This is a genomic window from Neorhizobium sp. DAR64872/K0K18, from assembly GCF_050500175.1.
GTDB classification, from domain to species: domain Bacteria; phylum Pseudomonadota; class Alphaproteobacteria; order Rhizobiales; family Rhizobiaceae; genus Neorhizobium; species Neorhizobium soli.
Genome location: NZ_CP191446.1, coordinates 1,192,115 through 1,209,343 on the forward strand (window position 1 = coordinate 1,192,115; position 17,229 = coordinate 1,209,343).

Below are 17,229 nucleotides of genomic sequence, written 5' to 3' on the forward strand. Positions count from 1 at the left end.
CCTGTCATGACAGTGCAGCACAAGCCGAGTGTAGTTTCACGGAGGCTTCCCATGACATTTTCGACACGCGCCGCTTTGACCGCGCTCCTCCTCGGCTCCGTTGCAGCTCCTGCCGGCGCCGAGCAAGTCTTCAACCGCATTGCATCCTTCCCGGTCGCCCAGAACCTGCCCAAGGGCGAGGACAAGGCGACCTCGTCGGAAATCATCACGGCGACCGCAGACGGCAACACGCTCATCTATTCCGATGCGCCTGGCGGCACGATCGGCTTTATCGACATCACCGATGCGAAGGCTCCGAAGGCCGCCGGGTCGGTCAAGATCGACGGCGAGCCGAACTCGGTCGCCGCAACCGGTGCGAAGGTTCTCGTCACCATCGACCGGACCAAGGACCTCACCAAGCCCGCGGGCCAGCTCGGGGTGGTCGATATCGCCTCCCGCAAGATCGAGGCCACTTGCGATCTCGGCGGCCAGCCGGATAGCATCGTCGTCTCGCCGGATGGCACGTTTGCGGCCATTGCCATCGAGAACCAGCGCGACGAAAAGCTCAACGACGGCGCTCTTCTGCAGCTGCCGGCCGGCGAATTGCAGATCGTCACCCTGAACAACGGGGTGCCCATCTGCGACAGCATCCGTCACGTCGATCTGACGGGACTGTCCACCGTCGCTCCTGAGGATCCCGAGCCGGAATTCGTCAATATCAATGCCAACGGCGAAATCGTCGTGACGCTGCAGGAAAACAATCACATCGTCATCGTCGACAGCAAGACCGCAAAGGTCACCGCCCATTTCACGGCCGGCACGGTTGATCTCGATGGCGTTGACACCAAGACCGACGGCGCACTGACCTTCTCCGGCAAGCTCACGGCCATTCCCCGCGAACCGGATGCGGTGAAGTGGCTCGGTACCGATCGTTTCGTTGTCGCCAACGAAGGTGACTACAAGGGCGGGTCGCGCGGCTTCACCATTTTCGACCGCACCGGCAAGGTTCTCTATGACGCCGGCACGTCGCTCGAATATGCCGTAGCCCGCGTTGGTCACTTCCCGGAAAAGCGTGCCAAGAACAAGGGCATCGAGCCGGAAGGCCTGGAAGCTGCGACCTTCAACGGTCAGAAGTATTTCTTTGTCCTGTCGGAACGCGGTTCGATGATCGCGGTCTACAAGGATACCGGTGCGGAACCGGAACTGGTGCAGCTTCTGCCCTCGGGCATTTCGCCTGAAGGTGCCGTTGCCATTCCCGGCCGCAACCTGCTCGCCTCCGCCAACGAAGCCGATCTCGACGAAGATGGCGGTGCCCGCTCGCATGTCATGATCTACGAGCTTGGCGAAGGCGAAAAGGCCTATCCGATGCTGGTCTCCAAGGATGTCGACGGCAAGCCGCTCGGCTGGGGCGCCATGTCGGGCCTCGTCGGTGATGCGGAAAAGGACGGCATTCTCTATGGCGTGAGCGATAGCGTCTATGCCATGCAGCCCTCGATCTTCACCATCGACGCCACCAAGAAGCCGGCCGAAATCACCAGTGTCGTGCGTGTGACCCGCAACGGTCAGCCGGCCCAGAAACTCGATATTGAAGGTATCGCACTCGACGGCAAGGGCGGCTTCTGGCTCGCTTCCGAAGGCGACAGTGCCAAGTTCGTCGGTCACGGCATCTACAACGTCAGCGCCAAGGGCGAGATCAAGTCCGAGATCGCGCTTCCGGCAGAACTTCTGGCAGGTGAAACCCGCTTCGGTCTCGAAGGCATCACCACAACCGGTTCCGGCGACGACCTGACACTCTGGATGGCAATCCAGCGCGAATGGAAGGACGATCCGAAGGGCCAGGTGAAGCTTCTGTCCTACAAGCCGAAGTCCAAGGAATGGGCCGCCGTTCGCTACCCGCTCGACAAGACCGAAAAAGGCTGGGTCGGCCTGTCGGAAATCACCGCCCGCGGTGACTACCTTTACATCATCGAGCGCGACAACCTGATCGGCGACAAGGCAAAGCTCAAGAAGCTCTACCGCGTGGCGATCGCCGATCTGAAGCCGGCAAAGCTTGGCGGAGAACTGCCGCTCGTCACCAAGCAGGAAGTGCACGATTTCATGCCCGACCTGAAGAATGCCACGAACGGCTATGTCGTCGACAAGCTCGAAGGTTTTGCCTTCGACAAGTCGGGTAAGGCCTTTGCCATCACCGACAATGACGGCGTCGATGACAGTTCCGGCGAGACGCTGTTCTTCCCGGTTGAGATCGAGGCGACCAACTAGACCGTTCATCAACAGGAAAAGGCCGGGTGTTTCCGCACCCGGCCTTTTTTATTGCCGATGCGTGACTTAAGTCTGTCGTTCCCGATGTGTTCCAGCAGCCGAGTCGATGACCTCATTCCGCTTCATCCATGCCGCCGATCTGCATCTTGGCAGTCCCTTTCAGGGCTTGGCGCTGAAGGATGTCGAGCTTGCCGATATCTTCATCGAGGCCAGCCGCAAGGCGTTTTCAGGCCTGGTGGACGAGGCGGTTGAGCGCAAGGTCGACTTCTTCATCGTCGCGGGCGATGTCTATGACGGCGATTGGAAAGACAACAAGATCGGCCTGTTTTTCAACCGCGAGGTCGCCCGCCTGGAACGCGCCGGCATTCCGGTCTATCTGCTGAAGGGCAATCACGACGCAGAAAGCGTCATCACCAAGACAATCACGCTACCAAAGAATGTCAGCGAATTCCCGACGGCAAAGCCCGGTACGTTCAAGCTGGATCACCTAAAGGTCGCGCTGCACGGCCAGGGTTTCGCCGAGCGCTCTGCCAATGAAAACCTGGCGCTTGCCTATCCGAAGCCGGAGCCGGGCTGGTTCAACATCGGCGTGCTGCACACGTCGCTGACTGGCCGCGAGCCGCACGCAGCCTACGCGCCCTGTTCCGTCGAAGACCTGCGATCGCGAGGCTACGATTACTGGGCGCTCGGCCACGTCCACGATTTCGAAATCGTCGCGGAAGACCCGCTGGTCGTGTTCCCTGGCAACCTTCAGGGACGATCGATCCGCGAGAAGGGCGCAAAGGGCGCCGTGCTCGTGACCGTCGAGGACGGGCGCATCGCCTACGAGCGTATCGTCACCGACAGCGCAAGGTTCGCCGAACTGGCCGTACTCGTCGAGCCGGACGAGACGCCGGCGGCAATCCTGCGGCGGCTGGAAGACCTTCTCGGCTCCGTGATCGATGCCATGGAAAGCCGCCCGCTTGCGCTGCGCATCCGCATTAGTGGGCGCAGTCGCTTCCGCAACGAGATCTTGGCGAGAGCGGCCGATTTTCGGGACGAGGTGCAAGCCGCCTGCCACCGCGGCCATGAGGATATCTGGCTGGAAAAGCTGGAAGTGAAACTCGAAGCCGAGATCGCATCGACGGGCAAATCCACCGATCTGCTCGGGCTCGAAGGCCTGCTGCCGACGGCGGAGTTTTCGCCGCTTCTGGTCAGCGAGGCCGAGGCCCGGATTGCCGAGATCGCCGCGCGTCTGCCGGGCGGTATCGGTGCCGGCGATTTGGCACTGGGTGATGATGCGGCAGCGCTGTTGGCGGAGGCGCGCGAGCTGCTTCTGTCGCGCGCGGCAAGGGTAGGGTAGTCCCATGCGTTTCACCCGTCTCGACATCCTGCGCTACGGCGCGCTTACCGATCGCGCGCTTGCGTTCCGGCCGGATGCGCAGTTGCATGTCATCTATGGCCCGAACGAAGCCGGAAAGTCTTCCGCGCTGTCGGCAATCTCGGATCTGCTGTTCGGTTTTCCGACGGCTGCCGAATACAGTTTTCTCCACGATGCGACTGCACTTCGCGTCGGCGCCGAAATCGAGACGCGCGACGGTAGCAAGCTGGGCTTTCGCCGTCGTCGCGGCCGCAAGAACACGCTGCTCGCCGCAAGCGACGCGGAAGAAGCGCTGCCCGAAGATGCGCTGGCACCGTTTCTCGGCACGCTGAACCGCGATGTGTTTCAGCGCGCCTTCGGTCTCGATTCGGCGTCGCTGCGCGCCGGCGGCCAGAGCATGCTGAAAAGCGGTGGCGAGATCGGCAGCCTGCTGTTTTCCGCAGCGTCGGGCCTTACCGGCCTCTCCGACCTGCGCAAAAGCTTCGATGCTGAGGCCGACACCATCTACGCGGCGCGCCGCTCCAAGGACCGGTTGTTTTACCAGGTCCTCGACAGCCATGACGAGGCGCGCAAGGCCGAGCGGGACAACGAGCTGAAGTCCGGCGACTGGAAGAAGCTGCTGGCCGAGCAGGCCGAGTTGGAAGCGGAACTCGCCACCATCAAGACCGAGCGCGAAACCACCAAGCAGACGCTGGAACGGCTGCGCAAACTGATGCGGCTGGAGCCGGTGCTGCGCGAAATCGATCGCGAGCAGGACCAACTGGCGCAGTATCAGGCGCTGGGATCGCTGCCGCCGGGCTTCGAGGATGCGTTGGCGCGGGCGCTGGACGAAGCGCGGCGCAACGACGACGCGCATCGGGCGGCGGAAACCGAAGTCTCGCGACTGAGCGATGAGATCGCCGCTCTCCATGTCGACGACGCGCTGATCGCCGCTGCCGGCAGCATTCTTGCCCGCCACGCTGACAAGGGCGTCTATCTGAAGGCCCGCGAGGATATCGCGAGGGTGCGCGGCGAGGTCGAGGATTTCGACACCCGGCTGGTGCAGCTGGGGCGCAGGTTAGGTCTTGTCAGGACCGATGACCTTGAACGCTACCAGCCTGCCGATGCCGACCTGGTGCGGCTGAAGACCCTGCTCGAGGAAGGCAGCGAACTCGACCGCAGCCTCAAACAGCTGCATCTCCGTCTGGAAGAAGAGCGCGAGGCGCTGCGGCGTCTGGATGAAGCCAATCCGGACAGCCGCCTGATCGATCCGAAACCATGGGCCGAGCAGCTCACGGCGCTGCGCCCCGAACTCAGTGATCTCGCAGGCATCGAAAACCTGCAGGTCCGCGCCACACGGGCAGAGAGCGATCTTGCCGCCGCCGTTGCAAGACTCGATCCGCCGGTCAAGGACATCGACGCCCTGCTTGCGAGCCCGCTGCCGGATCTGGCAGCGCTCAGCAGCCACCGCAAACTGATCGACGACGCACGCGCGGTGCATGCGAGGATCACCCAGACGCTGACGACGGTGAAGGCCGACGCCAAGACCGTGGCCGATCAGATGGCGGCGCTGGAAGGGCAGGGCCGCATCGTTTCGCGTGCTGACATCATGGAAGCCCGCCAGCTGCGCGATGCTGGTCTTGCCGCATTCGGAGCAAAGCCATCAGCGGATAAGCTCGCCGATGTGCACAAGGCCGTTCAGAATGCCGACGAACTGGCCGACGCCGCCCTGACCGACGCCGAGCGCGTGTCCCGGCACGCACAACTCAGCTTGCGTCAGCACGAGATCGAGCATCAGTTGACAAACGCCCGCGCCGAAGCGCGCGAAAGCGATATCGCGCTGTCGGATGCGATCACCGAATTCGAGGACCTGTTCCGCTCGGTGCCCATCTCGCCGCTATCGCCCGAGCGCATGCTTGAATGGCGCCGCGGCGTCGAAGCCCTGTCGCATCAGGTCGAGGCGCTGAAGGATGCGAACGACGCGCTGCAGACCGCACGGCTGAAGGAAGAGCGGTTGAAGCCGGTGCTGGTCGGTCTTGCCGACGCGATCGGCCTTGCCGCAGCCGCCTTGCCGCCCGCGGCCCTGGCGCGTGCTCTCGACCGCAGACTGGCAGAGATCGCGGAACGCTGGACGGAAAGCCGCTCGCTGGAAGGCAAGCGCCATTCCGCTGTCGATGCGCTGCAACGTCTCGAAGAGCGCGAAACCGTGTTGCGTCGTGAGGTCGATAGCTGGCGGGCTGCATTCTCCAACGCTGCGACCATGGCCGGTCTGCCGGATGAGGCGACGGTCGACATGGCAGCGGCAGCGCTCGATGTCTGGCGCAGCGTGCCGGATATTCTGGCCGAGCGCGAAAACCGCCGCCGCCGTGTGCGCGGCATGCAGCGCGACATGGAAACCTTTGACGAAGAGATCCGCAGCCTCTGCACCAAGGTGGCGCCCGACCTGATCTCGGTGCCGGCGGATGTCGCGGCCGGGCTGCTCAACGACCGGGCGATGGATGCCAATGCCGCTGCCAAGCACAAGGCTGCGATGTCGGTCGATCTCGAACGTGCGACGCTCGCTCTCGAACGCTATGCCACGCGCGAAAAGACCCTGCAGGACGAGCTTGCTTCCCTTGCCGCATCCGCCTCGCGAGACGTCGCCGACCTCGAGCAGGTGTTGGAGGAATTGCGCCAGCGAAGCCGGTTGAACGGACAGCTTCTGCAGTGCCGCTCCCGTTTCAACGAGCACGCTGATGGTGACGATGAAGCGGCAGTGCGCTCAGCGCTGGTCGATTTCGACAAGGTGACGGCAGGTCTTGAGATCGAACAGCTGGAAAGCGCCGATAGCAGGCAGATCGACCGTATCTCGACTTTGAGGACCGCCGAGGCCGACAATGCCCGCCGTCGCCGCGAACTGGAAAGCGGCATCGGTGCCGAGCGCGCGGTGTTCCAGAAGCACGCGGCCGAAACCGAGGCGAGGGACCTTGCGCGGCGGTGGGTGGTGCTGAAGCTCGCGGCCAGCCTTCTATCGTCCTCGATGGAAACCTATCGCGAGCATCAGGCCGATCCGGTCATGCAGCGGGCCGGCAAGGTATTTGCGGATCTCACCGGTGGACGGTTTGCGAAGCTGGTGCAGCTCTATGACGAAAAGGACGAGCTGCAGCTGGCTGTCGAGCGAAACACCGGTGAGCAGGTTCCGCTATCGGGCCTCAGCGAAGGCACCGGCGATCAGCTCTATCTCGCACTGCGTCTGGCGTTCCTCGAAGATTACTGTAGCCGCAACGAACCCGCACCGCTGATCCTCGACGACATCTTCCAGACATTCGACGACGAACGGACCGCAGCCGGCATCCGCACACTCGCTGCCGCCGGCGACAAGTTCCAGACGGTGCTGTTCACCCACCAGCTGAGCCTGGTGGAAACGGCGCAGCGCGAACTCGGCGAGCGGCTGGACTTGATCAGGATTTAACGCAATCTGACGGTTGCGTAGCGTGGCTAGCCTTGCGGCGAAAAAACTTGCCCCATTGGGAGCGTCAGGCAGCCGATCCGCGTGCTGACGATCGCTCGCTGTGACGCTCTGCCAGGTTCGGGCGTCGGTACCGGGCATGCCATGTTAACGGGATGGGCAACGAGGAGCAGGTTGAACCGCCGCTGGTCCATCATTTCGGGGACAAAGGTGGCGCGGTAGTTTTCGAGATCGGATTTAAACGCCGTGCGGGCGGAAAGCCTTGCCTCGAGATATGACCGGCTCTGCGGTGTCAGCGACAGGCCGTAACCGTCGAGCGTGGTCAGTGCAGTCTGCAACAGCGCACCGTCGTGGCGCTCATCCGTGAAACTGAGCTTGATCCGGAAGGTGCGCAGGTCATCCTCTCCAACCCCTTTCGCCTGGATGAACAGAGACGCCGGATCTTCACCCGGGCCCAGCGGCAGGAAGAACGTGCACTCCCATACATTGGCGCCCGCCAAGAAGTTCGGCGGTTCAACGCCTATGCCCGCCAGTGCTTGGCAGCGTTCCTCGGTTGATGCCGTAACGGGTGGGATGAGACGCGACGTGTCGTGCGCCAGCGGCCGGACCAGTCTGGGCAGCTGCTTGCTACTCGCCGCAAGCCGTCGCTGGCGCCCGATGCGAACAGCCGGTGCGGGAGGAGGAGGAAGCAGATAGGTTTGCAGGCCGAACTGGCGCACCAGACGCTTATAGTTGCGCCCTTCGTTGACGAAAAGGACGGTCGCCGCAAGCCCGCTGAAGACAACGAGAAGGAACACCGCAAGAACGAACAACCGGCCGCCGCGTCGGCGACGTTGTTCGGCAGGGGTCGAAATTGCGGGCCTCTCCTCTTGCGGCATAGTCTTGTTCCGATCGAGGAATGCCTGCGATGATGCCTGCGCTTACCACATTACTAACAGGCTTCAAATCTAGAGCTTCGCCATATTTTCGATTCGACCGGCGGTCATCAGCGTCTGGCGGACGAGTTTACGTTGGTCGGAGCTGTAAGCTGTCTCGCCTTCTCAACTCCATTTGCAGGCGTGGTGCCGCTTTCTGTTCACTGTATGGTTGATTGTTGCTGTAAGGTATCTGGCGATCCAACCCATGCTAGTATAAACAGGAGGCAGGTTATGTAATGGCTTGTTTATGCAATAACTTTGTGCTTTTTGCGAACCCCTGAACCCGCCTTGGGCCATATGTGTATTAGCTTTTCTCGTGACATCCGCTAATAAGTATGTTGTTAAAGTTGTCCGATGCGGGCATTCCGCATCCGCCATTTTAGCTGTGAAAACAGAGTGACAATGACGATCGAAATTATTGGTAGAGCCTGTGTGGCGCCGGGTGCAAGCTCCGTCAAGGAACTCAAGACGATCCTGAGCGGCGGCCGTTGCACCGTTTCGGAGATCCCTGGAGATCGATGGGACTTGGCACGTTTCTGGCATCCGGCACAGGGTATCGCTGGAAAGACCTATACGTTTGCCGCAGGCGTTATCGACAGGCTGTATGACTTTGATCCTGCCGTTTTCGGCATTTCGCAGCGCGAGGCCATGCAGATGGACCCGCAGCAGCGCGTGCTTCTGACACTGGTCTGGCAGGCGCTGGAAGACGCCAATCTTCCGGCAAGCACGCTCGCCAAGGAAAAGGTCGGCGTTTATATCGGCGCGTCCAGTCTCGAAAACAGTACGCTGTCGTCGGAGGATCCGGCATCCGGCAGCCCGTATTTCATGACGGGCAACACGCTCTCGATCGTCTCGAACCGCATTTCGCACGTCTTCGGCCTCAATGGGCCGAGCATGACCATCGACACCGCCTGCTCGTCGTCGTTGGTGGCGCTGGATCAGGCGGTGCGCTCGCTCGAGCGCGGTGATATCGACACCGCGATCGTCGGCGGCGTCAATATCCTGGTCAACCCGCTCTCCTTCGTCGGCTTCGCGCAGGCGCGCATGCTGTCGCCCGAAGGGCTTTGCCGTGCTTATGACACCAACGGCCATGGCTATGTCCGCGCCGAAGGCGGGGTGGCGATCGTCCTTCGTCGCAGCGATCGCGCGAAGCGGGAAAATGACCGCAGCTACGCCAAGATCCACGCAACAGGCGTGAATTCTTCGGGCCGCACCAACGGCATCAGTCTGCCATCGCGTGAGGCGCAGGCCGATCTTCTGCGCTCCATCTACCAGGGTAACGGCATCGACGTGAACCGCGTCGCCTTTATCGAAGGCCACGGCACGGGAACGCGTGTGGGCGACCCGGCGGAAGTCTGGGCCATTGGCACTGTCATCGGCCAGAACCGTCCGGCCCCGCTACCGATCGGTTCGATCAAGTCGAATATCGGCCATACCGAGCCGGTGTCGGGTCTTTTCGGTCTCATCAAGGCGATGATCGCGCTGGAAAACGATTTCCTGCCCGCGACGCTGCATATCGAAAAAGCCAACGAGGATATCGACTTCGCCTCGCTCAACGTGCGGGTCAATATGTCCGCGATGAAGCTGATGCCTGCCAAGGGCGCTCGGCTCGCCGGCATCAACTCGTTCGGCTTCGGCGGCACCAACGCCCACGTCGTGATCGGCGATCCCGAGCCGGTCGACACGCCGGCGCTGCCCACCAAGGCCGACAGCCAGTTCTTCTTTGCCAGCGCCCATAGCGCCACCGCCCTGAAGTCGCTTCTGGAAAACTACCAGTCGGCCCTCGAACGCTCCGATGCTGTGAAGGCACGTCGGATGATCGCCGCCTCCAGCGCCAATCGCGACCCGATGCGTTATCGCTTCGCCGTCGAAGCCAAGGACGAGGGCAGGGTTCTCAGGGCGATCGAAACGCATTTGGCCGGAACGGCTTCGCAGGGGGAGCGCGGAGAAGCGCCGTCCCATCCCGGCAAGACAGCTTTCGTGTTTTCCGGCAATGGTGCGCAGTGGGCTGGAATGGGTGTTGAGGCCTATCGTGAAAGCCGCCATTTCCGCCAGTGCTTCCAATCCTTCAGCGCGCTGTTCGAGTATCACCTGGGCGAAAAGCTCTCGGATCTGCTGTTTGCCGACGATATCGGCAGTAGGCTTGCCGATACCAAGATCGCTCAGCCTATGCTGTTTGCGATCCAGGCTTCCATCTCGGATTGCCTCGCTAATCTCGGGGTTCGCCCGGATGTCGTCTTCGGCCACTCTGTGGGCGAAATTGCAGCTGCCTATGCCGCCAAGGCCCTAACGGCTGCGGAAGCCGTGGCGATCGTCGCCAAGCGCTCCAAGTCGCAGGATCTGTTTGCCGGCAAGGGCAAGATGGCTGCCGCTGTGATGAACGAGGAGACGGCGCTTGCCTTCGCAAAGACCCATGGTCTGAACGAGATTGGCGTCGCCGCCATCAATGCACCGAACTCGGTCACGATTTCCGGTCCGACTGACGAGATCCAGGCGTTTCGCGATGCGGCACGCAAGGCGCAGACCGTCGTCCATGTTCTCGACATCAACTACCCTTTCCATCACCCGATCATCGACAGCGCGCGCGATCTTTTCCTCGCGGACCTGCCGACGATCGAGCCGAAGAGTGGCGCCTGCATCTATGTTTCGACGGTCACCGGCGGCATCTACGACTGCCGCGGCCTGGATGCCGATTACTGGTGGCGGAATGTCCGCGATCCGGTTCTCTTCAAGTCCGCGGCCGAAACAGCACTGGACCTCGGCTGCAACCTCTTCATCGAGATTTCGCCGCGTTCGATTCTGTCGAACTATGTCAGTGAAATCGCCAAGCATGCGTCGCATTCGGCTGTCGTGATCGGCACCCTGCAGCGCGAGACCCCGATCGAGGGACGTGACCCGATCGCGCAGTCCTTTGCCCGCGCCATCGCCCACGGCGTCTCGCCGAGCGTGTCGCGCCGTAGCAGCAAGCGCGATGCGTTTGCAGGCCTCCCGGTCCTGCCGCTCGAGCCGTCCGTCTTGAAGATGGCGAACACGACCGATGAGGTCGATATCTTCGGCCGCGAACACCGCGGCAGCTACTCGCTGCTCGGATGGCGCACCGATCCCAACAGCGCCCACTGGAAGAACCATGTCGACGCGCAGCTTTTCCCGGATCTGGCTGAGCACGTCGTCGATTCGCGCGCGATCCTTCCGGGTAGCGGATTTGTCGAGATCGCCGTCACAGCCGCACAGGTGCATTTCGGGTCCGACGACGTCGAACTGACGAATATGGAGATCGTGCGTCCGCTCGAACTTCGTACCGACCGGCTGCTCGAGCTATCGACGATCCTGTCGCCCGAGACAGGCGATATCGAAATCCGCTCGCGCGAACGACTGAGCAGCGACGACTGGACCGTGCATGCGGTGGCCCGCTGCCGCAAGCCAGTAGAGCATGCATCTGACCGTCAGATCTGGCGCGCCAACGAAGGCGAAAGCGCGAAGCTCTCCTCGCTGGAGGTCTACGGGACTGCCGAAAAGTTCGGCCTTCAATACGGCCCGCACTTCCAGCTGCTGCGCGAAGCGCGCGTCTTTGGTCGCAACACCGTCGAGGTCGATCTGAAAGCGGCCGAGGCTCCGGCCCACCCCTATCTGACCTACAACCTCAACCCGTTCTCGGTGGACGCGGTGTTCCATGGCCTCGTTGCCATGTTCGACCAGTTATCGGGCAGCGATGCCGGCTCTCCCTATATCCCCGTACGATTTGGTTCGGTTCGGGTGGGGGCGCGGGCCAAGCCTATTACCCGTGCAGTCATTGAGATCGAACGGTTCAGCGGCTTCTCGATCAAAGTCAACTTCCGCATGTTCGGGGAAGATGGCGAAATCGTCGCCTCTTTTGACGACTGCCGGTTCCGCCGCACCTCGTTGCGTCGTCATCACACGCTGGCTTCGGTTGCGTTCCATTACGAAGCCGTGCCGTCGACGATGTCAGGCAATTTCGCTCGGATCGGGTTTGCCGGCGGTCTACTGGCCGCGACGACGGATGCAGAAGCCAAGGACACTGCGTCGTTGATGCTGGATGCAATGATTTACCGTGCCTGCCACGAGATTGCGCTGTCGCTCGCATCACAGGTCGGGTTCGTGTCCGTTACCGAGTTCCCGGGAGAACCCAATTTCCGGGCTTTCCTGGCAAGCTGTCTGTTTATTCTGGAAGATGCCGGGATCGCGTCGTCCGAGGAATCCGGCTGGCGCGTGCCGTCCGAATTCACCATGCCGGCCGTCTCTGAACTTCTGCAAGAAATCTACCGTGAGGATTCCGGACGTATCGCCGAGGCCGTGCTGCTGCACAATGCCTATCGCGATGCTCTGGAACACCTGTCGCTTACCGGCCTCCATAGTGGCGAAGACGTCTCCGAAGCGCGCCACACCAGCGAAGCAACGCTCGAACACGTGCTTGTTCACTCGCCACTTGGGCGCAAGCGCTCCGATCTGGCGCTGCATCTTGTCGAGCAAGCCTGTCGGGCCAATGGCGGCCGGACCCGGGTCATTGTCGAGCTCGGCTCCACATCCGTATCCGTCAGCAGCAAGCTTGCGTCGCTTGCCGTCGATCACTCGGCGACGCTCGCCATCGTCGAGCCGCGCGAAAGCGTTCGCCGTACACTCGAACTTGCCTTCGAACAGCATGCACATGTCGCGGTGATCGAGCCGAAGGCGCTGGCCGATCTCCGCGGCATCGATGTGATCGTTGCCGCCGGACTTGAAAGCCAGGCGGTTCTGGTCGCCGACGATAGCCTTCGTTCGGCTGTGCGAGGCGCTGCCGCAAGAGGCGCTGCATTCCTGTTCGTCGACCGTGCACCGTCAGCGTTCAACGACTTTGCCTTCGGCCTGTCGGATGACTGGTTTGCCGCAAGTCAGTCGCCGGAATTCCCGGTCGGGCGTCTCGCGACAACCGAACAGGTAACCGACCTTCTGACAGGTCTCGGCTTTGCCGCCCCGCTTGTCGAAGAGAAAGATGTGGCCGAAGGGCTGCTGATCGTTGCAGGCGCATCCTCGGCCGCGGCCGACCAGCTGCAGGCACTGCCGTCGATCCCGTCGGCGCTCGTCTTCGCTGAAGATGTTGCCCGTGCTGCAGCGTTTGGTGACGGCGACACCGTCGTCCTGCTCAGCGCGGATGCGGACGAGACTGCGATTTCGCAGTCGCTTGCCGGATTCGATGGCAAACCCGTGCAAGCCATCTTCCTCGCCGAACGTCTGGGCGATCGCGAAGCCTCCGATGTCGCTCTGGCACGTATCGAAAACCTGAAGCGTATCGTTGAAGCGTTCACCCGCCATAGCGCCAGCCTCGCGTCGGGCGACCAGTCCCGTCTCGTGATCGTCGCACCCGGCGGCTCGCCGCTTGCCGGTGAGGCGACTGATGACGTCAACGCCGGTCTCTGGACCTTCGCCCGCGTTCTTCAGAACGAATACGATGCGGTCGCCACGCACCTTCTCGATCTCGAGACGGACAGTGCGGAACTCGGCCTGTATGTCGGCGAGATCCTTGCATCCGCCAGTACCAACCGTGAGTGGATCCTGCGCCATGGTTCGCTGTCGGAAATCCGCGCATCGAGCGGTCCGTTCGGGCCGAAGGATACAGAAAGCGCCGACTTCACCGCGGCCACGATCCGTCAGACGGTGAATGGACGCGTCGACAGCATCATCTGGGAGAGCGCCTCCGAGCCGGTGCCGGATGCCGACGAGATCGTTCTCGCCGTGGAAGCGGCCGGCCTCAACTTCCGTGACGTCATGTGGGCCATGGGCCTGCTTCCGGAAGAAGCGCTCGAAGACGGCTTTGCCGGCGCAACCATCGGCATGGAAATGTCCGGCCGCGTCATCTCGGTCGGTGCGTCGGTGACGGATCTCGTTGCCGGAGACCGTGTCATGGGCATCGGCCCGGCCGCCTTCTCCACCCACGTCAAGGTTCGACGCGACGGCGTTACGAAGTTCCCGGCCCGCCTCGACTTTGAGGCTGCTGCAACCGTTCCGGTGGCATTCCTCACGGCCTATTACGCCATGGTCCAGCTCGGCCATATCGAACCTGGTGAAACCATCCTCATCCATGGCGCGGCTGGCGGTGTCGGCCTTGCCGCATTGCAGATCGCCAAGCTGAAGGGTGCAGTTGTCATCGCGACGGCCGGTACGGTGGAAAAACGCCGCTTCCTGGAAGCGCTTGGTGCAGACCATGTGTTCGACAGTCGCTCGCTGGATTTCGTGGCCCGCGTGCGCGGCGTCACCGGCGGCGAAGGCGTCGACCTTGTCCTCAACTCGCTGTTCTCGGAAGCGATGGAACGCAGTCTGGAACTGGTAAAACCGTTCGGACGCTTCCTCGAACTCGGCAAGCGCGACTATTATTCCGACCGCAAGATTGGCCTTCGTCCGTTCCGTCGCAACATCAGCTATTTCGGCATCGACGCCGACCAGTTGCTGGTGAAGCTGCCGGCGATCACGAAGAAGATCTTTACCGAGATCGGCGTCCTGTTCGAACGGGGCGACCTGTCTCCGCTGCCCTATCGCGCCTTCGGCTATGACGAGATCGGCAGTGCCTTCCGTCTGATGCAGAATGCCGGCCAGATAGGCAAGATCGTCATCCGTCCTCCGGTTGCCGGCAAGGACAAGGTGGTGATTTCAAACGAAAAGCCGGTCGCCTTCGATCCGGATGGCCTCTATTTGGTTGCCGGCGGCATTGGCGGCTTCGGCCTCGTTGCGGCAGACTGGCTTGCCGCACGCGGTGCCAAGCAGATTGCACTTTGCTCGCGCAAGGGTGTCGCCGACACTGAAACCGAGGCGGCGATCGCCAAATGGAAGGCGAAGGGCGTCAAAGCATCTGTCCATGCCTGCGATATCACCAGCGAGCCGGCTCTTTCGAAGCTCCTCGACAGCCTGCGCAAGCAGGCTCCGATCAAGGGCATCGTTCACGCGGCCATGGTGCTCGACGACGCGCTTCTGTCCAACCTGACGCCCGAGCGCAACCGACCGGTTGTCGAGGTCAAGGTTCGCGGTGCGGCTCTGCTCGACAAGCTGACGGCGGGCGACGATCTCGATCTCTTCCTCGTCTTCTCCTCGGCCACGACCATGCTCGGTAACCCGGGCCAAGCCAACTACGTCATTGCCAACGGCTATCTCGAAGGTCTTGCCCGTGCACGTCGCGCGGCCGGCAAGCCGGGTCTCGCAGTCGGCTTTGGCGCCATTGCCGATACCGGTTTCCTTGCACGCAATGCCGAGGTCAACGAAATCCTGTCCAAGCGAATCGGCAAAACGGCCATGAAGGCGCGCGATGCGCTGGAGCAGGTCGAACGCTACATGGCGTCAGACACCGGCACCATTGATGCGGCAGCCGTGATGATTGCCGAAGTCGACTGGCAGGCAGTGCGGATGCTGCCGATTTCTAACGCCTCGATCTTCGAGACGGCGATCCGTTCGGCCGGCAATCAGCAATCGGCCTCCGATGGCGACCGGATTGATCTTGAGGATCTGATCCGTGGCAAGTCGGCGGATGAAGCGCAGCAGCTTCTTCACAACCTCGTCGCGTCTGAAATCGCCACGATCCTGCGTGTCACGGAAGACAGTATCACGCCGGAAAAGGTCTTGAAGGATATCGGTCTCGACAGTCTGATGGCGATGGAGCTCGGTATGAGCTTCCAGCAGAAGACGGGCTTTGATATTCCGCTGAGCGGAGTAGGGGAAGACACGTCCGTCAGCGACGTGGTAAGCCGTCTGAGAGAGCGTGTCGCCAAGCGCAACGGCGAGGACGACACCGTCCAGAACGAAGTGATCGACCGGCTGGTCAAGAGCCATTCGACGCAGCAGAAAGCCGCAACGCAGTGACAGACAGCAGTTCGGATGAAACCCGGCCCTCCAAGCTGAGCCTTGGGGGGAAGGGCAATTTTATCGACCAGATGCGCAAGGCCAACGAAAACGTCGGGCGCAATCGCACGACGCGGCTCAATGCACAGCCGCAGCAGCCGGCCCGCCCTCCGGTCGGCTTTGACGCCTTGCCCGAATATCAACGGGTCATGGTGCAGCGCAAGGCGAGCGAAATCATCGGCGTCGACAACCCGTTCTATCGCTCGCACGACGAAGCCGCCGGCGCGACGACGACCATGGACGGGGAAGTCTATGCGAATTTTGCTTCCTACGACTATCTCGGCACCAACACGGACCCGAGGGTGACCGAAGCCGCCAAGGCTGCGATCGATCGTTTCGGCATTTCCGCCTCCGCCAGCCGTCTGGTCGCAGGCGAGCGCCCGGTGCATGCGGAACTCGAAGAAAAGCTTGCCAGCGTCTACGGCGTTGATGCTGCAGTCTGTTTCGTCAGCGGCTACCTTACCAACGTTGCGGCAATCAGCTGTGTTGTCGGCCCCAAGGACCTCGTCATCCACGACGAATTCATCCACAACAGCGCGCTGGCCGGCATCAAGCTTTCCGGCGCCACGCGGCGCCTGTTCAAGCACAATGACGTCGATAATCTCGAGACGGTGCTCAACACGCTCGCCGGCGATTTCCGGCGCGTGCTCGTGATTGTCGAGGGCGTCTATTCGATGGATGGCGACATCGCCGACCTGCCGCGCCTGATCGAGCTGCGCAATCGGTACGGCTTCTGGCTGATGGTCGACGAGGCCCATTCGCTCGGCGTTCTCGGCAAGACCGGTCGCGGCTCGTTTGAACATTTTGATATCGACCCGAAGAGCGTCGATATCTGGATGGGCACCCTGTCGAAGACAACGTCGAGCTGCGGCGGATATATTGCCGGTAGCCGGGCGCTGGCTGACATCCTCAAGGCAGAAGCGGGCGGTTTCGTCTACAGCGTCGGGCTTGCGCCTGTTCTGGCAACGGCTGCAGCCACGGCCCTCGATATTCTGCGCGAGGAACCGGATCGGGCCGAGCAGTTGCACCGGAACGGTTCGCTGTTTTTGAAGCTCGCCCGGGAAGCCGGTCTCGACACAGGATTGAGCCTCGGCTTCTCCGTCGTGCCGATCCTCGTCGGTGATTCGCTTCGCTCCATCCAGCTGTCGAACGAATTGCTGGAAGATGGCGTCAACGCTTTGCCGATCATTCATCCCGCCGTCCCGGAAGGCATGGCCCGGTTGCGATTCTTTATCACCAGCGACCATACGGAAGAGCAGATTCGCCACGCGGTGGAATCGACAGCAAGACGCCTGAAGGACCTGCAGGACAGGAATTTCGGTCTTGCCTCTCTCAGCCCGGAAAAACTGATGCAGCTTGCGCCGCTTCTCCAGTCGCCCGACAACACCTGAGGCTGTGGCGACGAC

The 17,229-nt window shown here is 61.9% G+C and carries 6 protein-coding genes; 5 read left to right on the forward strand and 1 reads right to left on the reverse strand.

Annotated elements, in window-relative coordinates; translation table 11 throughout:
* Positions 1 to 51 precede the first annotated feature (51 nt).
* From ACQY1P_RS11170 to ACQY1P_RS11180, 3 genes are all read left to right on the forward strand, one after another.
* On the forward strand, positions 52 to 2,241 hold the full coding sequence (locus tag ACQY1P_RS11170; protein WP_430256403.1) for an esterase-like activity of phytase family protein: 2,190 nt from the start codon (positions 52 to 54) through the stop codon (positions 2,239 to 2,241).
* A 106-nt stretch (positions 2,242 to 2,347) separates the two neighbouring features.
* The gene (locus ACQY1P_RS11175) at positions 2,348 to 3,583 is read left to right on the forward strand and encodes a metallophosphoesterase family protein (RefSeq protein WP_430256404.1); all 1,236 of its coding nucleotides are present in this window, start codon (positions 2,348 to 2,350) and stop codon (positions 3,581 to 3,583) included.
* 4 nt (positions 3,584 to 3,587) lie between these two features.
* Positions 3,588 to 7,031 (forward strand): AAA family ATPase, encoded by a 3,444-nt coding sequence (locus ACQY1P_RS11180; protein WP_430256405.1) that lies wholly within the window; start codon positions 3,588 to 3,590, stop codon positions 7,029 to 7,031.
* A 26-nt stretch (positions 7,032 to 7,057) separates the two neighbouring features.
* On the opposite strand, the gene ACQY1P_RS11185 is transcribed toward ACQY1P_RS11180, so the two are convergent.
* Positions 7,058 to 7,906, reverse strand: coding sequence for a DUF6030 family protein (locus ACQY1P_RS11185; RefSeq protein ID WP_430256406.1), 849 nt, complete (start codon positions 7,904 to 7,906; stop codon positions 7,058 to 7,060).
* 441 nt (positions 7,907 to 8,347) lie between these two features.
* Here ACQY1P_RS11185 and ACQY1P_RS11190 point away from each other — a divergent pair, with 441 nt between their 5' ends.
* The gene (locus ACQY1P_RS11190; RefSeq protein ID WP_430256407.1) at positions 8,348 to 15,784 is read left to right on the forward strand and encodes a type I polyketide synthase; all 7,437 of its coding nucleotides are present in this window, start codon (positions 8,348 to 8,350) and stop codon (positions 15,782 to 15,784) included.
* Positions 15,781 to 17,214: an aminotransferase class I/II-fold pyridoxal phosphate-dependent enzyme gene (locus ACQY1P_RS11195; RefSeq protein WP_062453239.1), complete on the forward strand. Its 1,434-nt coding sequence runs from the start codon at positions 15,781 to 15,783 to the stop codon at positions 17,212 to 17,214. The genes ACQY1P_RS11190 and ACQY1P_RS11195 overlap by 4 nt, the downstream gene beginning before the upstream one ends.
* Positions 17,215 to 17,229: the final 15 nt, after the last annotated feature.